This is a genomic window from Maribacter luteocoastalis (assembly GCF_048890225.1).
GTDB lineage: Bacteria > Bacteroidota > Bacteroidia > Flavobacteriales > Flavobacteriaceae > Maribacter > Maribacter luteocoastalis.
Map to the genome: position 1 here is coordinate 738,251 of NZ_JBMFZG010000001.1, position 24,251 is coordinate 762,501.

The following is a 24,251-nucleotide window of genomic DNA, read 5'->3' on the forward strand; positions in this document are numbered from 1 at the left end:
TTGTTTATGAGCTACTTAGTTAATTAACAACTCCAATAATTGTATAGCTGCTTCACTGATTTTTGTTCCTGGTCCAAAAACAGCCGTTGACCCGGCATTCCTTAAAAATTCATAATCCTTTTTAGGAATTACCCCCCCTACAATCACCATTATGTCCTCACGTCCATATTTCTTTAACTCCTCTATAACTTCAGGCACAAGTGTTTTATGTCCTCCGGCCAATGAGGAAATTCCAAGTATATGAACATCATTTTCCACTGCCTGTTTGGCCACTTCTTTTGGGGTTTGAAAAAGCGGGCCTATATCTACATCAAAACCAATATCTGCATAAGCTGTGGCCACAACCTTTGCTCCTCGGTCATGACCGTCTTGACCCATTTTGGCAATCATAATGCGAGGTCTACGGCCATCCTGTTCTGCAAATTCATTTGCTAATGTACATGCCCTTTTAAAGCTAGCATCTTCTTTTATTTCTCTTGAATACACTCCTGTAACCGAATTTATTTTTGCCTTATGCCGTCCAAATACCTTTTCCAGCGCAACACTAATTTCACCCAAGGTTGCCCTTGCCCTTGCTGCTTCTACTGCTAAAGCTAATAAATTTTCAGCGTTTGCAGAACCGTCCAATCGTGCTTTGGCTGATTGCTCCAATGCCTGAAGTGATTTTTCTACCTTAGATTGATTTCTTTCCTTTTTAACTTGTTCCAGCTTTTGTATTTGTTGCCGTCTCACCTCCTGGTTATCTACCTCCAATATCTGCAAACCCTCCTTATCAACTACCCTATATTTGTTTACCCCAACAATAACGTCCTGTCCACTATCTATTCTTGCCTGTTTTCTAGCGGCAGCCTCTTCAATCCTCATTTTTGGTATCCCCGCCTCAATAGCCTTGGTCATTCCTCCCAATTCCTCTACTTCTTGTATAAGCTCCCAAGCAGTTGCTGCTAATTCCTCGGTTAATTTTTCTACATAATAACTTCCTGCCCAAGGATCCACCGTTTTAGTAATCATAGTTTCTTCTTGTAAGTAAATTTGTGTTTCCCTTGCTATTCTGGCCGAAAAATCTGTTGGCAGTGCAATGGCTTCATCCAAAGCATTGGTATGTAAACTTTGGGTGCCACCAAAAACTGCGGCCATAGCTTCTATTGTGGTACGGACGACATTATTAAAGGGGTCTTGTTCGGTTAGGCTCCAACCACTAGTCTGGCAATGCGTTCTCAATACCAGAGACCTATCGTTCTTAGGGTTAAATTGTTTAACAAGTTTGGCCCATAATATACGTGCCGCCCTAAGTTTCGCAATTTCCATAAAATGGTTCATGCCAATTCCCCAAAAGAAAGACAAACGTGGGGCAAATTCATCTATATTCAAACCTGCTTTAAGCCCTGTTCTGATATATTCCAGTCCGTCTGCCAAGGTATAGGCCAACTCCATATTGGCAGGAGCGCCGGCTTCATGCATATGGTATCCAGAAATACTAATACTATTGAATTTGGGCATGTACTTACTGGTGTGCCCAAAAATATCCGCTATTAAATGCATAGAAGGTTCTGGCGGATATATATAGGTATTTCTGACCATAAACTCCTTTAAAATATCATTCTGTATGGTTCCCGTTAGGTCTTTTATTGAAACCCCTTGTTCTTCAGCGGCAACAATGTAAAAAGCCATAATAGGAAGAACAGCACCGTTCATGGTCATAGAAACTGACATTTTATCCAAAGGAATATCCTGAAACAACCTTTTCATGTCCTCTACGGTATCTATGGCAACACCCGCTTTACCAACATCACCTACCACCCTATCATGATCACTGTCATAACCGCGGTGAGTAGGAAGATCAAATGCGACTGACAAGCCTTTTTGGCCCTCTTCTAAATTTCTTCGGTAAAAGGCGTTACTTTCCTCAGCGGTAGAAAACCCTGCATACTGCCTAATCGTCCATGGCTTTCCCACATACATTGTGGAATAAGGTCCTCTTAAGTAGGGCGGAATACCTGCTGCAAAATTTAAGTGTTCTAGCCCATCTATATCAAATGCAGAATATTTTCTCTTTAGTGGAATTTTTTCCGATGTTGTGTATACATCTACAGCACTATACGATTCAGCTGCGCGCTCCTCATGACAAGGCCCAGGATTACTCAGATGCAAATTATTGAAGTCTTTTCTACTCATTTTTTAAACGTTCCTGTTCCTTTTGTTCTGCCAAACGTTTTTCTATAATAGGCTCTATAAGGGTTTTTCTGGACTTGATCTTCACAAAAGGATAGTGTTCCAGTTCCTGCTTCATTTTATCAATATCACTTTTGTACTTGTTAGTCCCGACCAAAACCTTTTCTAAAGCATCAAATTTTTCTTGTTCCTTATTGGCAGACTCCCTTATTTTGGATTGGATGGTATGATTTTTCAATTGTTTTAAGAACCCCCCGCCCATTTCTATCGATTTGAACAATTGTAAGCCCTTTTCTGCCATTTGTTTGGTTAATGACTCTATGTAATATGAGCCATCAGCAGGATTCCCTACTTTATCAAAATGACTTTCCTCCTTCAGTAACAAGAGTTGATTGATAGCCATGCGTTCGGCAAATTCATTATCCTTATGGTATATAGAATCGTAGGGTAAATTAACAATCATATCCGCCCCTCCTAGTATGGCAGACATGCATTCTGATGTGGTACGCAACATATTCACGTTATAATCATACAATGTCTTATTTCGTTTGGATGGACTCGCAATAATATAACAGGGTATGTCTAAGGCATATGCCTCTAAAACGGATTTCCAAAGCCAACGCAGTGCCCTAAGCTTCGCTATCTCAAAAAAATAATTACTTCCAACAGCTATCTTGAACACAAAACCCTTTAGTTGGTCTAGTTTTCCATTGTCATGATACTTTTCTAAATATTCATTGGCATGGGCCATGGCATAACCTAATTGCTGTGAAAGGTTTGCTCCTGCATTCTGGTATAGCGCTACATCTACACTTAAATATTGAAGTCTTTCCAATTTTAGCAATCTATCTATAATTCCATGGTCTTGGTTTAGATTATAATACCAATTTCCGGAACGAGATAAGTTTCCAACGATATCCACAAGGATATATAGTGCATCATAATTTGGCCCAAATGTTTCCTTTAAGGTCTGTACATAATTTTCAGATACAAATTGCAACTCCAAACAAACCACCGTTTTGTTTACATCTATAGTATGAAGAAGGATATTGGGATCGACCGTGTCGTTTGGAACAATAAACCTTAAGCACTCTACACCTCTACTTACACTATTTTTGGCCTTTTTATTGGCCATTTGACCATTACCGGCATATATAGTTTGTCCTACAAGCCATGAATGGTTTTGTACTGTGGTTGCAAAAACATTCTCCTTAGTATCATCTATATTGTAGAATGGTTTCACCTTTATACCCTCCGGTGATTCCCAAACTAAGGTGTCATTGTAATCAGCACCCCTTAAGTCATATTGTATTTTTTGTTTCCAAGCTTTAGTGGAGATTTCAGGAAACTCACTAAATAAGTTAATACCTTTCATGAACTTGAAATTAATATTTTAGATAAAGACCGAATATTACGCGCGACTTTAGAAATATAGCTAAGTAAATCCTTACCCAAAGATACAAATACAAAACTGTTGCTAATTAATATGCCTATCGTTCTAAAATAATTGTAGAATATTATAGAAAATAAAATATTCTTTATAATTCAAAACCAACCGTTTACATAAATAAATCTTAGTGCTGCCCTATTTTTTCATTAAAAAAGCATTACATAATTGTACACTGTTTAAAATAGTAGTCTTTTTTTAAGGTTTATGTCATTTAATAGGTAAAATTATTGTAGATTCCTTAAAAATATTTATCTTTGCGTAATCGATTACATATATTGGAATATGACAAACTACGAATTTAGATATGCGGCACATCCTATTGATGCCAGAGCTTATGGAACAGAAGACCTGAGAAGGGAATTTCTAATACCGGAACTTTTTAAGAAAAATTGTGTGCAACTTACGTATTCCATGTACGGTCGTTATATAGTTGGCGGGGTTATGCCTGTTGGCCAAACAGTTCAATTGGAAACCATCCCCCCCCTTAAATCAGAGAATTTTTTGGATCGTAGGGAACTAGGAATTATAAATGTTGGTGGCAAAGGAAACGTTATTGTTGATGGGGTGACTTACCAATTGAACAAAAAAGAAGCACTTTATGTAGGCCAAGGTAGTAAAGTTGTGAATTTTGAATCTACGGATGGTGAACAGGCGTTGTTTTATATCAACTCAGCACCTGCACATAAAAGCTTCCCAACAAAAAAAGTAGGCAAGGAAAATGCAGAGGTCATTGAACTGGGAGATGAGAAATATGCCAATAAACGAATCTTGAACAAGTTGATAGTAAACAGCATTGTAGAAACGTGTCAATTACAAATGGGTCTAACAGAACTACTACCAGGCAATGTTTGGAATACCATGCCCGCCCATACTCATGAAAGACGTATGGAGGCCTATTTTTATTTTGATGTGGAAGAAGGCCAAACAGTTTGCCATTTTATGGGTGAACCACAGCATACCCGTCATATTTTCATGGAAAGCAATCAAGCGGTACTATCACCAGAATGGTCTATACATTCAGGATCTGGCACATGTGCATATTCGTTTGTTTGGGGTATGGCCGGAGAAAATCTAGACTATGGAGATATGGATGTTTGTCCACCAAACCAATTAAAATAATAGGTATGAAACTGTTCGACCTTAACGGTAAACGCGCTCTAGTTACTGGTGGTACCCATGGTCTTGGTATGGCAATGGCAGAAGGTTTGGCGTCTGCCGGTGCCGAACTGGTGATTACCAGTACAACCCCTAGTAAATTGGAAAATGCTTTGACATCTTACAAAGAAAAGGGTTATAAAGCCACAGGCTATATATTTGACATTACGGATGAACACCTTGCCAAGCTAAAGGTAGAAGAAATGATTGCCGATGGTGGTGAGATTGATATTTTGGTAAACAATGCCGGAATTATAAAAAGAGAATTGGCCACAACCATGCCCATAGACGATTTTAGAAGGGTAATAGAGGTTGATTTGGTAGGTGCTTTTATCATGTCTCAATTATTGGGGAACAGAATGATAAAGAATGGAAGCGGCAAAATCATTAACATCTGTTCCATGATGAGTGAACTTGGGAGAAATAGTGTAAGTGCCTATGCTGCCGCAAAAGGTGGACTTAAAATGTTGACCAAAAACTTGGCCACAGAATGGGCAAAACATAATGTACAAGTAAATGGAATTGGCCCGGGCTATTTTGCTACCTCACAAACAGCGCCTATTCGTGTAGATGGTCATCCGTTCAACGATTTCATAATTAACAGGACCCCTTCTGCCAGATGGGGAAATCCGGAAGATTTAGCCGGTACAGCCGTGTTTTTAGCTTCAAAAGCAAGCGATTTTGTCAATGGGCAAATCATTTATGTAGATGGTGGTATATTAGCAACTATAGGGAAACCAGTAAACGAATCTTAATGAGTACAACGACCAATACGAAAACATTCATAACAGATGATTTTCTTTTAGAAAACAAATTTTCACAAAGACTTTATCATGACTTTGCCTCGCAAATGCCAATTATAGATTATCATTGCCATTTGCCTCCAAAAGAAATCGCGAATAACCATTCCTTTAACAACCTCACTGAAATTTGGATCAATGGCGATCATTACAAGTGGCGTGCCATGCGTACTTTTGGTATTGATGAAAAATACATAACCGGTGATGCATCGGACAGTGAAAAATTCGCACAATGGGCAAAAACCGTTCCTTATACCTTAAGAAACCCACTATACCATTGGACCCATTTGGAACTAAAGCGTTATTTTGACATAGACCTTTTACTAAATCCAAGTACTGCCGAAGCAATTTATACAGAGGCCACCGAAAAATTAAAAACTCCAGCATACAGCTGTCAGAATTTAATTAAAAACATGAATGTTAAAGTAGTGTGTACAACGGAGGACCCAATAGACACACTGGACTATCATTCCCAAATTGCCCAAAATGGTTTTGGAGTTACGATTAGTACCGCATTTAGACCGGATAAGGCCATATTAATCAATACAGACACGTATAACAACTATATTGATACCTTAGATGAAGTAAGTGGTGTAAACATTGACTCTTATAAAGGTTTGTGTGATGCACTATCTGTTAGGCTAGATTATTTTGAGGATCATGGCTGTAAACTATCTGATCATGGTTTAAGTTATCTTCCCTACAGGGAATTCTCAGATTTGGAAATAGAAACTATATTTCAAAAAAGAAGAACCAACAATACCTTATCTTTAGAAGAAGATGAGAAGTTTCAAACTGCCATATTATTATTCCTATGCGAGCAATATCATAAAAGAAACTGGGTACAGCAATTTCATTTAGGGGCATTAAGAAATAATAACGCAAGAATGAACAACCTTCTTGGACCGGATACAGGTTGGGACTCTATTGGAGATTATCCGCAAGCAAGAACCTTATCCAATTTTTTAAATAGATTAGATTCCAAAGATACCTTGACCAAAACTATTCTTTACAATCTAAATCCTGGCGATAATGAAGTCTTGGCCTCTATGATAGGAAATTTTAATGATGGAACAATTAAGGGCAAGATACAATTTGGTTCTGGCTGGTGGTTCTTGGACCAGAAAGATGGTATGATCAAACAAATCAATGCATTGTCCAATATGGGCTTGATCAGTTGTTTTGTAGGTATGCTTACAGACTCTAGAAGCTTTTTGTCTTACCCAAGACATGAATATTTCAGAAGGATACTATGTAACCAATTTGGTTTGGAAATGCAGAGTGGAGAACTACCACAAGATTTTGAATTGATAGGAAAAATAATTCAGGATATCTGCTACAATAATGCTAAAGAATACTTTAACTTTTAAACTAAAATATATTTATTACTAATGAAAAAAGTAGTCACTTTTGGTGAAATCATGCTAAGATTGTCACCCCCAGGATTTTTAAGATTTTCTCAGGCCAACAATTTTGATGTAGTCTATGGTGGTGGTGAGTCCAACGTGGCCGTTTCCTTGGCAAATTATGGGGTACCTGTAGATTTCGTTACCCGTTTGCCTAAAAATGATATTGGAGAGTGTGCCTTAATGGAAATGCGTAAAAGAGGTGTAGGAACGGATAAGATTATATATGGTGGTGATCGTTTGGGTATTTACTTTTTGGAAACGGGTGCAGTTTCACGCGGATCCAAAGTAGTCTACGATCGTTCCCACTCGGCAATAGCTGAGATTGAACCGGGAATGATTGACTGGGATAAAGTTTTTGAAGGTGTAGAATGGTTTCATTGGACAGGAATTACACCTGCCATTTCCCAAGGTGCAGCCGATGTTTGTCTAGAAGCGGTAAAAGCAGCTGATAAAAAAGGCATAACCATATCAACAGATTTAAATTATCGCGCCAAACTTTGGACCTATGGTGGTGACCGTGAAAAAATAATGACAGAACTCACCTCGTATTGTGATATCATTTTAGGAAATGAAGAAGACGCCGAGAAACATTTTGGCATACATCCAGAGGGTTTAGATGTTCATAAGGATGGTGCCGATGTAAAAGCTGAGGCTTTTTTATCGGTATGTAAACAGATGATGAAAAAATTTCCCAAGGCAAAAAAAGTTATTACCACATTAAGGGGTTCTATTTCTGCATCACATAATACTTGGGCAGGTGTACTTTGGGACGGAAGTAAAATGTATGAAACCCGCCAATATCAAATTACTGATATCGTAGATCGAGTTGGGGGGGGCGATTCCTTTATGGGTGGATTAATCTATGGTCTGTTAAAGTATCCGGAAGATGATCAAAATGCATTAGATTTTGCAGTGGCAGCATCATGTTTAAAACATACCATTAAGGGTGATGCCAATTTGGTAACCGTGTCTGAGGTTGAGAAACTAATGGGTGGAGATGCCTCTGGAAGAGTAGCCAGATAATAGTATCATTAAAAAATAAAACGATATCAAATGGCACAATATTCAAGAATTGAAGTAGCTAATGTGATGAAGGAGACCGGCATGGTTCCTTTGTTTTACCATCCTAACATTGAACTTGGTAAAAAAGTAATGAAGGCTTGTTATGATGGTGGGGCCAGATTAATGGAGTTCACTGCCCGTGGTGATTTTTCTTTTGAAGTTTTTTTAGAACTTAACAAATTTGCCTTAAAGGAACTGCCAGGCATGATTATGGGTGTAGGTTCTATAACTGATGCTGGAGCTGCAAGTATGTTTATGCAAATGGGTGCTAATTTTATAGTAACGCCATCTTTACGGGAAGATATTGCAATTGTCTGTAACCGCAGAAAAGTACTTTGGTCTCCTGGCTGTGGCACCCTTACCGAAATTAATAGGGCAGAAGAATTAGGTTGTGAGATAATCAAGTTATTTCCAGGTTCTACCTATGGGCCAGGGTTTGTAAAGGCCATTAAAGGTCCGCAACCATGGACAAGTGTTATGCCTACAGGAGGAGTTACAACCGAAGAAAGTAATTTAAAGGGATGGTTTGATGCTGGTGTGACCTGTGTAGGCATGGGTTCCCAACTCATAAGCAAGGATATACTGGCCAACCAAGATTATGATCTATTAAAACAAAGGGTTTCCGATGCTTTATCATTAATAAAATCTTTAAGAAAATAATAGTCTATGAAGACGCTCAACTTATTTACCATACTTGTTGTCTCCTTATTATTCTTGGGTTGTAGCAGTGAAAATAAAACCAAGACCTTACGATTAGGGCACGGTTTGGATGTTAGCCATTCTGTACACAAGGCCATGGTTAAAATGGGCGAAGATCTTTTTGAGCGCTCCGGTGGGAAATTAAAATTGCAGATTTATCCCAGTCAACAATTGGGTACCGAAAGGGAATGTTTGGAATTACTGCAAATTGGAAGTATGGATATGACCAAAGTATCCGTTGGTGTTTTGGAAAACTTTGCACCCAAAATGAAAGTTTTAGGACTTCCTTTTTTGTTTAGGGATCGGGAACATTCATTTTCCGTATTGGACGGTCCCATTGGTCAATCATTATTAAATGAAGGTGAACAATATTGGTTAAAGGGCTTAGGATACTATGATGCTGGCAGCCGCAGTTTTTATACCATGAACAAGCCTGTTTTAGAGCCAGCTGATCTTGAGGGTCAAAAAATAAGGGTAATGGAAAGCGCTACGGCAGTGAATATGGTAAAGGCACTGGGAGGCTCCCCTACTCCAATCTCTTGGGGGGAATTATATACTTCACTTCAACAAGGGGTAGTAGATGGTGCCGAGAACAACCCACCTAGTTTTTATTTGTCCAGGCATTATGAGGTCTGTAAATACTATTCTCTTGATGAGCATACCGTTTTACCAGATGTTTTATTGATTGGCACCTATGCGTGGAATAAATTAAGTAAACAAGAACAACAGTGGCTTAGTGAATCTGTTAAGGAATCTGTCACTTATCAACGGGTGCTTTGGGCCGAAGCGGAGGCCGAGGCCTTACGTGAAGTTGAAAAAGCCGGTGTTGAGATTTTTAGACCTAATAAGAGTCAATTTGCAGATAAAGTAAAGGAAATATATGAAGGTTATAAAGATGATGCAGAAATCTATCCATTGATTCAGAAAATTCAAGAAACCGAATAACAACCAAACCAAAATTATGGCACTACGTTCCAAAATAGACAGTGTGTTGAGCAAAACCTTAGTACTGATTATGGCGGTCATGGTTATCAACGTACTATGGCAAGTATTTACTAGATATGTAACTGGTGACCCCAGTTCGTTTACCGATGAGCTGGCCCGGTATCTTATGATTTGGATCGGTGTACTGGGAGCGGCTTATGTTTCCGGAAGAAACTTACATGTTGCCATAGATATATTGCCCACAAGGGCTTCGCTTAAAACCCAAAAGAGACTCCGAGTAATCGTAACTATTTTGGTAATTCTTTTTGTCCTATTTGCATTTGTAATAGGTGGTTCAAGATTGGTCTATATATCCTATGTTCTTGGACAACAATCCCCAGCTTTACAAGTACCACTAGCCGTGGTCTACATTATAATTCCAATAAGTGGACTCCTAATTATGTATTACAAAATTTCGGACCTTTTAAAATTAAAACCATGATGGAACACATACCCATTCTTGTATTGGTCATAAGCTTTGTTGGCTTACTGGCTATAGGAACCCCGGTCGCTTGGAGTATAGCAATTTCATCATTGTTAACCATGATGGTCAGCATTCCTGCATTACCTGCATTTACCACAGTATCGCAACGTATGGCAACAGGGCTGGATAGTTTTGCCCTCCTGGCTATTCCCTTTTTTGTTCTTTCTGGTGAACTTATGAACAAGGGTGGAATTGCCCATAGACTTATTGCATTTGCCAAAACTTTGGTTGGTTCTTTGCCTGGCGGATTGGCTTTGATCAATGTAATTGCAGCTATGCTAATGGGTGCTATAGCAGGATCTGCAATGGCATCCGCATCAGCAATGGGAAGTATTTTGGGACCTGAGATGGAAAAAGAAGGGTACTCCAAAGAATTTGGTGCAGCCGTAAATATCACTTCTGCTACCACAGGCTTGGTCATACCTCCCAGTAATGTGTTAATTGTATACTCGCTTGCCAGTGGTGGCGCATCTATCGCCGCATTATTTTTGGCCGGTTATATTCCCGGTATTTTAACGGGTCTTTTTCTGATGATCGTAGCATCATTTTGGGCCAAAAAGAAAAAATATAAAATTGGCAAAAGAAGTAGTTTAAAAGAAGTTTTTAAAACATTTTTAGACGCCTTGCCAAGTTTGTTTATGCTGGTGGTTGTTATTGGTGGCATTGTTACCGGTGTTTTCACAGCTACGGAAGCATCTGCCATAGCAGTGTTGTATAGCCTAATACTTGGCTTCATTTATAAAGAAATCTCTCTCCCAAAATTACCTCAGATCTTATTGGATTCATCAGCAACGACTGCTATTGTAATGTTATTGATTGGCGCATCAATGTGTATGTCATGGGCATTGTCCTATGAGAATATCCCACAGGATATCAGTACTGGATTATTAGGTCTGAGCGACAATAAAATCGTCATTTTGCTCATAATTAACATACTCTTATTGATTGTAGGTATATTCATGGATATGACTCCGGCTGTGCTAATTTTCACACCAATATTTCTGCCTGTAGTTACCAAACTTGGTTTAGACCCTGTACATTTTGGAATTATCATGGTCCTTAACCTTTGTATCGGTTTATGTACACCGCCGGTTGGCTCAGTTTTATTTGTTGGTGTAGGAATAGCCAAAACCACTATAGAAAAAGTATTCAAACCGCTTTTACCTTTGTTTATAGCTATGATCATTGCTTTGTTTTTGGTTACTTATATACCTCAACTTAGTCTATGGTTACCAAGCTTATTTGATCTATAATTACTAATAAACTTCCTCGGGGCAAGACCCATGAGGCATTAAATGAAAAATCATATTTAATTTCGACGCAAGTGTCGAAGCATTTAAATCTCGATTATCGAGTAAGATTCATAATGAAATTAAACAGAGAAAATCTAGGGCTTCAAAAGAAGCTACCTATTAAAGTTATACAATTTGGAGAAGGTAATTTTCTACGTGCTTTTGTAGAAAGTGCTTTTCAGGAATTAAACAAACATGCCGACTTAAACGCTGGAATAGCCGTAGTACAGCCCATTGACAGGGGTATGGTTTCTTTGTTAAACGATCAAGATGGTTTATACACATTGTTTACCAAAGGCATTAAAAATAACATAGAAGTTGAGGAAAAGGAATTGATCACCACTATTGTTTCTTGCATTGATCCCTATATAAATTATGGGCACTATTTAGGCTTGGCAAAAGAACAGGAATTACAATTCATTATATCCAACACCACTGAAGCAGGAATAGCATTTGTAGCCTCGGACAAACTGGATATGAAACCGCCAACTTCATTTCCAGCAAAATTAACGCAGCTGTTACATGCCCGCTACATCACTTTTAATGGGGATAATAACAAGGGTTTGACTATTATTCCTTGTGAATTGATTAATTATAATGCAGACACCCTTAAAAGCATCATCCTAAAGTATATTGACTTATGGTCGTTGGAAGAAGATTTTAAAAAATGGGTTTTACACAGCTGTACTTTTCACAACACCTTGGTTGATCGTATTGTTCCCGGGTATCCTAGAGACCAAATAGAATCTTACAATGCACAATTGGATTATGAGGATAATCTTTTGGTAAGTGCGGAGACCTTTTTTCTTTGGGTAATTGAAGGGAATGAACTACTTAAAAAGAAATTACCTTTTGAAAAGACTGATCTAGATGTTCGTATTGTAGATAATATGCAACCCTTTAGAACAAGGAAAGTTCGCATTTTAAACGGTGCGCATACTTCAATGGTACCATTTAGCATTCTTTATGGTAATGAAACGGTAAAGGAAAGTGTTGATGAAGCTTTTACGGGTCCTTTTATTAAAGCGCTGGTTTTTGACGAGATTATCCCAACCTTGGATATGGAGCAAGAAGAATTGGAGGCCTTTGCCCACGCTGTTTTTGATAGGTTTAGAAATCCATTTATTAAACATCAATTAAGTAGTATAGCCTTAAATTCCATTTCTAAATTTAAAGTTCGGGTTTTACCTAGTTTATTGGAATATGTGGAGCGAAAAAATGAATTGCCAATGCATTTGGTTTTTGCCTTTGCCTGCCTAATTCGTTTTTATAAGGGTACTTGGAAGGGTTCTCGTTTGCCACTGAATGATGATGAACGAATTATTTCAGAATTTTCAAATATTTGGGATTCACTTTCCGTTAATGAAGTTTCAGAAAAAGTATTGGGCAATGCAACTTATTGGGGAGAAGACCTTACCAAAATAAATGGGTTAAAGGAAGCTATTGCAACTGCCCTCAAACTTATTGAGGAAAATGGAGTTAAAGAAGGGTTTATCAATTTTAAAAATAAATTAACACCCCTTAACGATGCAAAATAAGCTCATCAAAGTTCATCCGGAAGACAATGTAGCTATTGCCTTAGTAGACTTAACCGAGGGAGATACAATAGTATTTGAGGGTAACAAAATTTTAGTCTTATCCAACACCAAAGCCAAACATAAAATAACATTGGTAGATTTAGAAATTGACGATCAAATTTTTATGTATGGTGTTTTGGTGGGTAAGGCAACAAGCAAAGTTAAAAGCGGGGATGTTTTAACCATTGCCAACGTAAAACATCAAAGCAACCCCGTAAAGGGAAAAACTGGGTCTCCCTCATGGAACGCCCCAGACATTAGTAAATGGAAGGATAAAACTTTTATGGGTTATCACCGATCAGACGGTCAAGTGGGTACACAAAACGTTTGGTTATTTTTTCCATTGGTTTTCTGTGAAAACAGAAATATTGAAGTGCTTAAAGATATTTTTGAAAAAGAACTATCTATTGGAAAAGCAAGTGAACAAAGGCACTTATTGCGCAGCCTTATACATGGCAATACAACAACAATAGAAGCCTCGGAAGCAACCAAACAACAAACGTTTGATAATGTAGAGGTGAAATTTATTACACATCAAGGTGGTTGTGGGGGAATACGGCAAGACTCTGAAACCTTAGCTAAATTATTGGCAGGATATATAAAAAACCCCAATGTTGTGGGAGCTACGGTATTAAGTTTAGGTTGCCAAAATTTGCAGATAGATCTTCTTAAAAATGCTATAGCCGAGATTGATCCAAATCTTGATAAACCTGTTCTCATTTATGAGCAGCAACAAATGGGAACTGTAGATGAAATGCTGAATACCATTATCAAAGATTCTTTTGAAGGCATTAAAAAAGCAAATGAAATTCCACGTAAACCAGCCTCAATTTCAAAACTTAAATTAGGATTGGAATGTGGCGGGTCCGATGGTTTTTCAGGCATTTCTGCCAACCCGGCCTTAGGGTATGCCTCAGATATATTGGCGGCTGTGGGTGGTTCTCCTATACTTTCAGAATTTCCTGAGCTTTGTGGTGTGGAGCAAGAATTGGTCAATAGATGCGTTCACGAAACTGACGCCGCACGTTTTATGGAATTAATGAAGGCATATGAGAATTCCGCAGAGGCAGCAGGTTCTGGTTTTGATATGAATCCATCTCCGGGAAATATTAAAGACGGGTTAATTACCGACGCCATGAAATCTGCAGGGGCAGCAAAAAAAGGAGGCACCTCCCCGATACAAGCTATTTTGGATTATGGTGAATACGTTACCAAACCTGGTCTAAATCTTTTATGTACTCCAGGTAACGATGTAGAAAGCACAACAGGCATGGTAGGTTCTGGTGCCAATATAGTGGTTTTTACAACTGGTTTGGGAACACCAACAGGTAACCCAATAGCACCTGTTTTAAAAGTATCTTCCAATACTATTCTAGCAGAACGTATGCCGGATATTATAGATATAGATACCGGCGCAGTCATAAGAGGTGAAAAAACTATTGAAGAAATGGGTGAGGAAATCTTAGATTATGTCATTAATGTAGCAAGTGGTAATCTAGTAGCCAAAGCGGACAAATTGGGTCAAGATGATTTTATACCCTGGAAAAGAGGGGTTTCACTTTAGTTCGTTTATTTTCTTTGTGCTTGATTTCCTTATAATCAATCTTGGAGGCAATACCACATTTTTATGAACTTTAATCACTTCTGAATTTTCCACTTGCTCTAAAAAGACCTGAGCAGCAATTTTACCCATTTCCACCGGAGACTGATCTACTGAGCTAATTGAGGGATCCATAAATTGCGTAAACGGCTCATTACTAAAACCAACAACACAAAAATCGTCTGGAACTTTAATTTCCAGACCTTGAAGATATTTCAAAGCACCTAAAAGGCCATTATCTGTTGAGGAAAAAATGGCATCAGGCGGAACCGGCAATTGCATTAATCGCTCCGCTGCTTCTTTACCCGCTTCCATATCACTAATAAGTGGAATCACGTATTCAGGATTATATGCTAACCCATTTTGTGTTAAGGCATCTTTATATCCTTGTAATCGTCTTTCATATAGCTCTTGTCCATTATCTACATGTAAATGCGCAATTCTTTTACAACCTTGATCAATGAGATGCTGAGTAGCGTCATAACCTCCTTGATAATCGTCTATAGTAACAGAACTCATATCAGGAATGTTCAATTTTCTATCAAAAAATATAAAAGGAACATTCTTTTTTAAAACGGATTCAAAATGTTCCAACTCCTTGTTGGTGTGCGATGTTGAAATTAAAATACCATCCACTTGGGCATTTAAAAGATTTTGGATATTTTTTACTTCTCTCTTTTGGTCATCATGGGTCTGGGTAATAATCACATGATAACCCTTAGGATACAGTTCATCTTCTATCCCCCTAATTATTGATGAAAAGAAACTTCTATTAATATATGGAACAACAACACCAACATTTTTACTTTTACCACTCTTTAGTGCCAAAGCCAACCTGTTTTGCTTGTAATTCATACTCGCTGCTGTCTCCAACACTAATTTTTTTGTTTCTGCGCTTATCCTTGGATTATTGTTCAAAGCTCTAGATACAGTGGCTGCAGTAATATTTAGCTTATTGGCAATATCATAAATTGTTGTCTTCTTGCTCATTGTTAAATATTAATAACCCAGAATATAACTTAATATAAAAGTCTTTAAAAGATAAATTCTTATCGATTATATCATCGGGTAATTTAATAATGTAAAAATAACCATAAAATACACGGTGTAAACTACACATATACCTTCATAAGCTGTAAAAAATACCAATCCTTCAATATATCAAAGAAATATTGTTAAATATTCAACATTTATTCGCTATTTGTTGTTTGATTTTAATAAATTCGTTATTATTATGTAATCGATTACATCTATTTTTAATTACTGCAATTAATTATGCTATTTCTATCTATTGGAAGAATTATAAAAAAGTTACTAAAGCCAATGGCCTTGGCATTACTTATTATTTCATGCGAACAACAAAATACATCCAAAACCAACGCATGGTTACAGCTGCAAGAAATAGTAGATTCGGTTGTAGTCCCAGCATTTCCCAATAAAATATTTAATATTCTGGACTACGGTGCTATTACCGATTCTACCACAAATAATACAGATGCCATTAAAAAAGCTATTGAAGCTTGTTCTTTATCGGGTGGTGGAATTGTTCTCATACCCAAAGGTAAATTCTTAACTGGCCCCATACATCTTGAAAATAATATTAACCTTCATCTCAATGAAGGTGCTGAAATATTGTTTAGTACCAATTTGGATGATTTCCCAATAGTACATACCTCTTATGAAGGTACGGAATTAATGAACTTTTCTCCGCTAATTTATGCCAAGGGAAAAACTAATATCGCCATTACTGGCAAAGGTATTTTAAATGGGCAGGCCAGTAACGATTTTTGGTGGTCCTGGTGTGGAAAGGAATCCTACGGTTGGAAAGACGGTGACCCAAAACAACATACTTCACTAACCAAGTTAAAAGAAGGTATGTCCGAAAAAGGGGTGCCCGTTGAAAAAAGAGTTTTTGGAAAAGGAGAATATTTACGTCCATCATTTGTTGAACCGTTTGAATGTAATAATGTACTCATACAAGGCGTAAAAATAATCAATGCCCCTTTTTGGGTGATTCACCCCATTAAATCTACTAATGTCACCATAGACGGTGTAACAGTAGAAAGCCATGGTCCCAATAATGACGGATGTGACCCGGAGTACTCAAAAAATATAATTATTAAAAACTGCACCTTCAATACAGGTGATGATTGTATCGCCATAAAATCTGGAAGGAATGAAGATGGGCGAAGGGTAAATATTGTTAGCGAAAACATAGTGGTTCAAAATTGTAAAATGATAGATGGCCATGGTGGCGTGGTCATGGGTAGTGAAATTTCAGCTGGGGTTAGAAATGTTTTTGTTGAAAACTGTGAAATGGATAGCCCAAATCTTGAGAGGGCCATACGCATTAAAACCAACACAAAAAGAGGTGGTTTTGTAGAGGATGTCTATGTAAGAAATATTAAAATTGGCCAAGTTAAAGAGGCTGTGTTAAAAATTAATCTTTTCTATGGTATTTATGGTGTACAAGAAGGAGAATTTATGCCAAGGGTGAGCAATATTAACTTAGAAAACATACAAGTAGAAAATGGGGGTAAGTATGGTATCCTGGCAAAAGGTTATGCAGAACAACCAATTACAGACATAACATTAAAGGATGTTACTATAAAAAAAGTAGACTCCGTTTATGCCCTGGAAAATGTGACCAACATCAATTTTATAAACACACATATTAATGGAATACCAATGAAATCACTTTAATCAAACCAATGATTTATCATAAAATACCATTTTATATGAACCCCTGTCAATATGAAAAAAAAATTAAAAAATTGTTTTTTGAGTTAGTTTGAATTGGGATTTGATAAAGGTGGTTTTATCAAGTCCCTTTTTTATAACTTGTAAAACAGTAGGTCTTATCAAGTAAACAAAAGATTAAAAATTTTTAAAGCAGCATATTAATATGAAAAAATTAAGCTTACCCGTACTTATTTTTCTTGCCCTATCCATATCCTGCAAAGAAAAAAAAGGAAAAAGCCAAGAAACGGTGTTAGGAGATGAGGGCTACAAAGGAAAGACCTATGCAGAAATTTCTATAAAGGAAGGGGGTCAATGGAAAGGCAGAAAATATGTTGGTGATAATTTTACTTTTAAAAATGTCGCTTATCTTAAAGCTCCCGATAGTCTAACAGACCATTCTTATTATGTAAGGTATGAAGGACCAGGATGGGAAAGCAACAAGGTTGGTTACCGACTTTATTTTGATTGGAGGAATGCCATAGACATTTTCGGTAAGAAAGTTGATACTATGGTCCTATCTAAGGTAGGAGTGGACAATTATGATTCCTATCATGAAGATGCTGCCTGGGGGCAAGATATCCTTAAAGCAGGAAAATCATTAGGTATTGGATCTTATGGCCGTTATGATGGGAAACAAAATGTAACACACTTTCAAGAGGTAGATTCCACCACGGCTCAAATTCATAATACTTCAGACGGTTCTGGGGTTACTTTAAATTACTATGGCTGGTCCGCATTAGACAATAAAATTGACTTGCAAACCCAATTAATGATTGCTCCCGATTCCCGTATGACCAAAGCAAGGTTAACACCCTCCAAAGCAATTGGAGGCCTTGTTACCGGTATAGTGAAATTTGAAGAGATAGAACTTTTTAAGAACGAAAGTGCCATTGGGCCATGGAAATATATCGCTACCTATGGTGAACAAACCTTGGTTCCTGATAAATTAGGCATGGCCATTTTTTATCAAGAAGACCAAGTTGTAAAAATAACCGATTCAGAATTTGACCATCTAATAGTTTTTAAACCTACAACAGAACCTATTACCTATTATTTCACTGCGGCATGGGAGAAAGAAAAGGATGGTATTAAAAACCGGACAGATTTTATATCATATTTGAACAATGAACTCAGTTTACTTAACAAATAACGAATACGTAAGAGAAACACCCTACTTAGGTGTGTAACTATTTAAATAAGAATACATATTTTGAAGGTAGACTTGGCCATTTACATTATTGCATTATACGGGATGACAAGTTATTAAATATGAGAGAATGAAATTTGGAAAAACAATACTTTACATGCGACAGCTATAGCATAAAATCGATAAAAATATACTCATGAGAATCAATCAATTTATAAAAAATATTTTCGCATTAGGTTTGGCAACTCTTTTATTTATAGCCTGTAAAGACAGTGTAAGGAATAAAGAAGCCCATAAAGAGACATCTGAACTAGTTGTCTCAAAAGACAAAAAATGGTCCGAACGAATGGCACTATCAGAAATACATCGCTTTCCGGACCCTACCTTATTGGACTTTCAAAAAATCCCAAGATGGAGCTATACCAATGGATTGGTATTACAGGCAATGTCTCGTGTGTACGAAGAAACTAATGACCAGGCCCTATATAATTATATTTATGATTATGCCAATCGTATGATTCATAAGGATGGTTCTATTAAAACATATGATATCTCCAATTACAACCTTGATATGATTAAATCTGGGGATGCTATTTTTTGGCTACAACAGAATAACCCGGAAGAGCGATTTAAATCCGCAATGGATACCTTACATAAACAATTAGAGGGTCAACCAATGACCTCTGAAGGTGGTTACTGGCATAAGAAGAGATATCCATACCAAATGTGGTTGGATGGTGTTTTTATGGCAGAACCCTTTCACACCAAATATGCTTTGGAATATTTGGACAAGGATGAAACTAAAAAGGTGTTGGATAAAATTGTACTACAATTTGATTTGATTGAAAAGTACAATAGAAACCCTGAAACCGGATTGTATTATCATGGTTGGGATGAAAGTAAGGAGCAACGTTGGGCTAACAGGGAAACTGGGCTTTCGGAAAATTTTTGGTCTCGCGGTATGGGCTGGTATGGTATGGCCATGGTAGACCTATTGGATTACTTACCAGAAAGTCATCCAGGTCATGAACGTATTCAAGAATATCTAAAAAATTATGCTGAAGCTATCATAAAATACCAAGATGAATCAGGCACTTGGTACCAAGTATTAGATATGCCAGAACGAGAAGGAAATTACTTAGAGGCAACAGGCAGCTGTATGTTTACCTATACATTGGCAAAAGGTGCAAACAAGGGCTATTTAGACAAATCCTATATGGAATTTGCCCTAAAGGGATTTAATGGAATCCTAGAACAATTTATTTCCATAGCGGATAACGGTGTTATTAGTTTAAATAAATGTTGTGGTGTAGCAGGTTTAGGCGGTGACCCGTACAGGGATGGGTCGTTTGATTATTATATAAATGAAATTATCCGTTCCAATGACCCTAAAGGCACTGGACCTTTTGTGTTCGCAGCTTTAGAATTGAACAGATAAAACTAACACCATGTATTTAAGCAATTGATTCCTAGGGGTTTTTTTTAGAAGTTGTTGTTTTGCTAACAATTTCCAAATAACTTGGTTATCAAATCAAAAAACGATTACTATGCAACCTAATGAAATTTACTTTAAAGCTATAAATCCGGCAACTAATGCTGCATTGGAAGGTGAATATAAAAATGCTACTCCCGAAGAAATAAACCAAACCGTTGTTTCCGCCTCAAAAGCTTTTCAAGTCTATCGGAAAATTGACAATGAAAAAAAAGCACAATTTCTAGAACAAATAGCAGTAGAAATAGAAAATTTAGGGGATGAGCTATTGGAGCGCTCCCATTTGGAGACTGCCTTACCGTTGGGAAGGCTAACCGGTGAACGTGGACGAACCATGAACCAGCTCAGATTATTTGCCAGTGTAGTTCGTGAAGGGTCTTGGGTAGATGCCAGAATTGACACCGCACAACCAGAAAGGGAACCCTTTCCAAAATCGGACATACGCCACATGATTATTCCTTTGGGGCCTGTAGCCGTTTTTGGCGCCAGTAATTTTCCGTTGGCATTTTCAACCGCTGGTGGGGACACAGCGTCTGCATTGGCTGCCGGCTGCCCTGTAGTATATAAAGGACATCCTGCACACCCGGGAACTACTGAGCTGGTTGCCAAAGCCATACAAACAGCCATTGAAAAAATAGGTATGCCAAGAGGTACATTTTCACTGATTCAAGGAAATACCATCCAAGTTGGTGAAACCTTGGTAAAACATAAAGGTATCAAAGCCGTAGGCTTTACAGGTAGTTATAGTGGTGGAATGGCTATGTTTAACTATGCAAATTCAAGACCAGAACCTATTCCCGTATTTTCTGAAATGGGGAGTGCCAATCCCATGTTTATTTTACCAGGTGCACTTCAGGAAAGGGCCGTGGAGATAGCGAAAGGCTATACCAACTCCATTAATATGGGTGTTGGCCAATTTTGCACAAATCCAGGACTAACTATCTTATCGAAAAGTCCGGAGACCCAAACTTTTTTGACAACATTAAAAAATAGTATTGAAAAGGTTGAACCGGGAACCATGTTAACCTCGGGAATTCAATCGGCCTATCAAAAAGGGTTGGAACAACTGGCAGCCAACGATCAGTTAGAAATACTGGCAGATAGCAAAGACGCTCACGATGAACGGAAAGTGGTCTCCAAGGTCTTCAAAACAAGCATGCAATCCTTTCTACAAAACAATAGTTTGGCAGAAGAAAATTTTGGGCCTTCGTCCTTACTGGTTGAAGCTTCTACCAAAGAAGAAATACTAGAGGCCGCACATGCGTTAGGAGGTCATTTAACAGCTACGGTACATGCAACTGATGAAGATTTGGAAAACTATGGCGACCTGTTTGAAATATTGGAACAAAAAGTAGGCCGTGTTTTGGTAAACGGTTTTCCTACCGGAGTTGAAGTATGCCATTCCATGGTACACGGTGGACCTTTCCCCGCAACTACGGCGCCAAGTTCAACTTCTGTTGGAACAAATGCCATTAAGCGTTTTGTAAGGCCGGTTTGTTTTCAAGATTATCCTGCCATGCTTTTACCTAAAGAACTACAGGATAACAACCCATTAAACATTTGGCGTATGGTAGATGGTGAATTCACAAAAAATACCATTAATTAAAAATAGTTTGCATTTAAATGACTACAACATATTAAACAATTAATAAAATAATTATCATGAAAAACAGTAGAAGACAGTTCTTAAACTCTATAAGTATGTTAGCGGCAGGCTCATTCATACCCTTACATTCCTTTGCCTTTAATTCTAACAAAAAACTACGCGTATGTTTGGTAGGCACTGGTGTAAGAGGTACCAGTTTTTGGGGGAAACGTTTGGTAGATGAGTATTCAGAAATTCTGGAGTTTGTTGGTCTTTGTGATATTAATCCCGGGAGGTTAGCGTATGGTAAAAAGTATATAGGTGCTAATTGTGATACTTTTGAAGATTGTGATAAAATGCTAAAAAGTACAAATCCAGATTTACTTATTGTTACTACGGTAGATGCTACACATCACGAGTTTATAATCAAAGGATTAACACATGGGTGTGATGTACTAACCGAAAAACCTTTAACCACAGATGAAATAAAAGCGCAAGCCATATTGGATGCTGAAAGGGCATCGGACAAAAAATTGATCGTTGGCTTTAATTATAGATGGAGCCCTTATAGTACCAAAATAAAAGAGTTATTAATGAATAATACCATAGGTAAAATTACTTCTGTAGATTTTCATTGGTATTTAAATACATATCATGGTGCTTCTTACTTTAGAAGATGGCATGGGTATAAAGAAAAAGGAGGTACGCTCCTAATCCATAAATCTACGCATCATTTTGACCTTTTAAATTGGTGGTTAGATTCAGACCCGAGTGAAGTTTTTGCCTATGGTGCACTAGAACATTATGGTAAAAACGGCCCTTTTAGAGGGGATAATTGTAGAAGCTGTGAACATAAATCTACGTGTAAATTTCATTACGACATTACTAAATCCCAAAGAGAAATGGACTTGTATGTTGCCAATGAACAGTATGATGGGTATATAAGGGACAATTGCTTGTTTAGGGAGGATATAGATATTTATGATAAAATGTCTACCCAAATTAAATATGCTAACGATGTAGTGGTAAATTACTCCCTTACCACCTACTCCCCTTTTGAAGGTTGGCGAATTGCATTTAATGGAACGGAAGGCAGAATAGAGGCTACCTTAGATATTCCTTACCACCAAAACGTTACTGTTGACCAAGCAGAAATGCATGCCAAAGAAATGGAGCAAAAAGCAATGGATGACACAAAAATTGAAAACATTTTTGTCCACAAAAACTGGAATGATTTTGAAACCGTTTCTATAGCCACAGAACGAAACGGACACGGTGGTGGTGATAAAAGGTTACATGATAAGATATTTGTAACACCAAACACCGAAGATGAATATGCCCGTTCTGCAGGTATTAGAGATGGTGTAATGTCCATTTTAGTGGGTACAGCCGCAAGAAATAGTATAGAAACTGGAAAACCGGTAAAAATTGCTGATTTAACTGATTTAAAACCGATGGCAAAAAGAATTAAAACCACGTAGTGGAAAGATAGAAGCTATTAGCAATAACGATTACATATGAAACCAATACATGTAGGACTATGTTCCTTTGGTATGAGCGGTTATGTATTTCACGCTCCCTTCGCAGAAGAAAATCCAAGGTTCAACTTATATGGGGTATGGGAAAGAACAAAAAATGAGGCTGCTAAAAAATACCCTAATATTATTACATTTAGATCGCTAGATGCATTATTGGCCGATGAAAATATTGAGCTAGTAATCGTAAACACTCCTAGTGTAACCCACTATGAATTTGCAAAAAAAGCGCTTGAGGCAAAAAAACATGTGATTGTTGAAAAACCTTTTGTTGCTACAGTGGAACAGGCAGAAGAACTTATAGCCCTTGCTAATAAAAACGATGTAAAACTTTCTGTTTTTCATAATAGGAGGTATGATAGTGACTTTAAAACCGTTCAGAAAGTTCTTGAAAACAAAGTACTTGGTGATGTGGTGGATGTGCACATACATTACGATCGTTATCAACCAGGCCTTAGTCCAAAGGCACATAAAGAAGTGAATACGCCTGCAGTAGGTGCTTTGTATGATCTAGGTTCCCATCTAATTGATCAGGCTTTACATTTATTTGGCAAACCAAAAGCCGTTTTTGCCGATACCGGTATATTTAGGCCTTCTTCAAAAGTATTGGACTATTTTGATGTAAAACTATATTATGACACGTTCCGGGTAACACTAAAATCCAGTCTTTATGTTAAAGAAGTTGTTACTGGGTTTACACTGCATGGCACCTTGGGTTCTTTTGTAAAGTCTAGGGCAGATGTACAAGAAGATGCCTTAAAAGAAGGTAAGGTTACGGGCAGTAAGGGTTACGGCATAGAACCCGAAAACGAAAGGGGTCTATTGCATACTCAAAAAGATGGAGTTGTTTCCAGAACTAAAATCCCTACCCTACCTGGTAATTATATGGATTATTTTGATGCCATAGCCGCTGCAATTCGGGATAATGGAAAATTACCGGTAACTGCAGAAGAAGCTGCTTTGGTTATTGAGATTATTGAAGCTTCTATACAGAGTAACCAAGAACAAAGGGTAATAACATTATAAACAATACAAAGAGTACACTATGTTTATGCCCCAAGCTAAT

General features: G+C 37.6%; 19 protein-coding genes. 16 read left to right on the forward strand and 3 right to left on the reverse strand.

What is annotated here, in order from left to right; translation table 11 throughout:
• Window positions 1-15: 15 nt before the first annotated feature.
• Entirely contained in the window at window positions 16-2,175 is a 2,160-nt protein-coding gene (scpA, locus tag ACOCEA_RS03190; RefSeq protein WP_420754748.1) for a methylmalonyl-CoA mutase, read from the reverse strand.
• Complete coding sequence (locus ACOCEA_RS03195) at window positions 2,168-3,547, reverse strand: methylmalonyl-CoA mutase subunit beta (RefSeq protein WP_420754749.1); 1,380 nt, start codon at window positions 3,545-3,547, stop codon at window positions 2,168-2,170. The genes scpA and ACOCEA_RS03195 overlap by 8 nt, the downstream gene beginning before the upstream one ends.
• A 357-nt stretch (window positions 3,548-3,904) precedes the next feature.
• Between ACOCEA_RS03195 and kduI the strand changes: the two genes are divergently transcribed.
• From kduI to ACOCEA_RS03245, 10 genes are all read left to right on the forward strand, one after another.
• A complete protein-coding gene (gene kduI, locus ACOCEA_RS03200; RefSeq protein ID WP_420754750.1) occupies window positions 3,905-4,741 on the forward strand; it encodes a 5-dehydro-4-deoxy-D-glucuronate isomerase in 837 nt (278 codons plus the stop codon).
• Window positions 4,742-4,746: 5 nt separating this feature from the next.
• Window positions 4,747-5,532, forward strand: a complete 786-nt coding sequence (locus ACOCEA_RS03205) for a gluconate 5-dehydrogenase (RefSeq protein ID WP_420754751.1) — start codon at window positions 4,747-4,749, stop codon at window positions 5,530-5,532.
• The gene (gene uxaC, locus ACOCEA_RS03210; RefSeq protein ID WP_420754752.1) at window positions 5,532-6,947 is read left to right on the forward strand and encodes a glucuronate isomerase; all 1,416 of its coding nucleotides are present in this window, start codon (window positions 5,532-5,534) and stop codon (window positions 6,945-6,947) included. The genes ACOCEA_RS03205 and uxaC overlap by 1 nt, the downstream gene beginning before the upstream one ends.
• A gap of 21 nt (window positions 6,948-6,968) precedes the next feature.
• On the forward strand, window positions 6,969-8,009 hold the full coding sequence (locus ACOCEA_RS03215; protein WP_420754753.1) for a PfkB family carbohydrate kinase: 1,041 nt from the start codon (window positions 6,969-6,971) through the stop codon (window positions 8,007-8,009).
• Between the two features lie 30 nt (window positions 8,010-8,039).
• Window positions 8,040-8,708: a bifunctional 4-hydroxy-2-oxoglutarate aldolase/2-dehydro-3-deoxy-phosphogluconate aldolase gene (locus ACOCEA_RS03220; protein WP_420754754.1), complete on the forward strand. Its 669-nt coding sequence runs from the start codon at window positions 8,040-8,042 to the stop codon at window positions 8,706-8,708.
• Window positions 8,709-8,714: 6 nt separating this feature from the next.
• Window positions 8,715-9,692: a TRAP transporter substrate-binding protein gene (locus ACOCEA_RS03225; RefSeq protein WP_420754755.1), complete on the forward strand. Its 978-nt coding sequence runs from the start codon at window positions 8,715-8,717 to the stop codon at window positions 9,690-9,692.
• Window positions 9,693-9,708: 16 nt separating this feature from the next.
• A complete protein-coding gene (locus tag ACOCEA_RS03230) occupies window positions 9,709-10,173 on the forward strand; it encodes a TRAP transporter small permease (RefSeq protein WP_420754756.1) in 465 nt (154 codons plus the stop codon).
• Window positions 10,173-11,468: a TRAP transporter large permease gene (locus tag ACOCEA_RS03235; protein WP_420755031.1), complete on the forward strand. Its 1,296-nt coding sequence runs from the start codon at window positions 10,173-10,175 to the stop codon at window positions 11,466-11,468. The genes ACOCEA_RS03230 and ACOCEA_RS03235 overlap by 1 nt, the downstream gene beginning before the upstream one ends.
• A 110-nt stretch (window positions 11,469-11,578) precedes the next feature.
• A complete protein-coding gene (locus ACOCEA_RS03240) occupies window positions 11,579-13,045 on the forward strand; it encodes a tagaturonate reductase (protein WP_420755032.1) in 1,467 nt (488 codons plus the stop codon).
• Window positions 13,035-14,648, forward strand: coding sequence for a UxaA family hydrolase (locus ACOCEA_RS03245; protein WP_420754757.1), 1,614 nt, complete (start codon window positions 13,035-13,037; stop codon window positions 14,646-14,648). The genes ACOCEA_RS03240 and ACOCEA_RS03245 overlap by 11 nt, the downstream gene beginning before the upstream one ends.
• Here the strand turns inward: ACOCEA_RS03245 and ACOCEA_RS03250 are convergent.
• Window positions 14,640-15,674: a LacI family DNA-binding transcriptional regulator gene (locus tag ACOCEA_RS03250; RefSeq protein WP_420754758.1), complete on the reverse strand. Its 1,035-nt coding sequence runs from the start codon at window positions 15,672-15,674 to the stop codon at window positions 14,640-14,642. The genes ACOCEA_RS03245 and ACOCEA_RS03250 overlap by 9 nt on opposite strands.
• Window positions 15,675-15,959: 285 nt before the next feature.
• Between ACOCEA_RS03250 and ACOCEA_RS03255 the strand changes: the two genes are divergently transcribed.
• The 6 genes from ACOCEA_RS03255 to ACOCEA_RS03280 all read left to right on the forward strand — a co-directional run bounded on the left by ACOCEA_RS03255 (window position 15,960) and on the right by ACOCEA_RS03280 (window position 24,211).
• Complete coding sequence (locus ACOCEA_RS03255; protein WP_420754759.1) at window positions 15,960-17,387, forward strand: glycoside hydrolase family 28 protein; 1,428 nt, start codon at window positions 15,960-15,962, stop codon at window positions 17,385-17,387.
• 202 nt (window positions 17,388-17,589) lie between these two features.
• Complete coding sequence (locus ACOCEA_RS03260; RefSeq protein ID WP_420754760.1) at window positions 17,590-18,576, forward strand: DUF4861 family protein; 987 nt, start codon at window positions 17,590-17,592, stop codon at window positions 18,574-18,576.
• A gap of 193 nt (window positions 18,577-18,769) precedes the next feature.
• The gene (locus tag ACOCEA_RS03265; protein WP_420754761.1) at window positions 18,770-20,011 is read left to right on the forward strand and encodes a glycoside hydrolase family 88/105 protein; all 1,242 of its coding nucleotides are present in this window, start codon (window positions 18,770-18,772) and stop codon (window positions 20,009-20,011) included.
• Between the two features lie 109 nt (window positions 20,012-20,120).
• A complete protein-coding gene (locus ACOCEA_RS03270; protein ID WP_420754762.1) occupies window positions 20,121-21,671 on the forward strand; it encodes an aldehyde dehydrogenase (NADP(+)) in 1,551 nt (516 codons plus the stop codon).
• Between the two features lie 56 nt (window positions 21,672-21,727).
• Window positions 21,728-23,131, forward strand: coding sequence for a Gfo/Idh/MocA family oxidoreductase (locus ACOCEA_RS03275; RefSeq protein ID WP_420754763.1), 1,404 nt, complete (start codon window positions 21,728-21,730; stop codon window positions 23,129-23,131).
• A gap of 36 nt (window positions 23,132-23,167) precedes the next feature.
• Window positions 23,168-24,211 (forward strand): Gfo/Idh/MocA family oxidoreductase, encoded by a 1,044-nt coding sequence (locus ACOCEA_RS03280; RefSeq protein ID WP_420754764.1) that lies wholly within the window; start codon window positions 23,168-23,170, stop codon window positions 24,209-24,211.
• The last annotated feature ends 40 nt before the right edge of the window (window positions 24,212-24,251 follow it).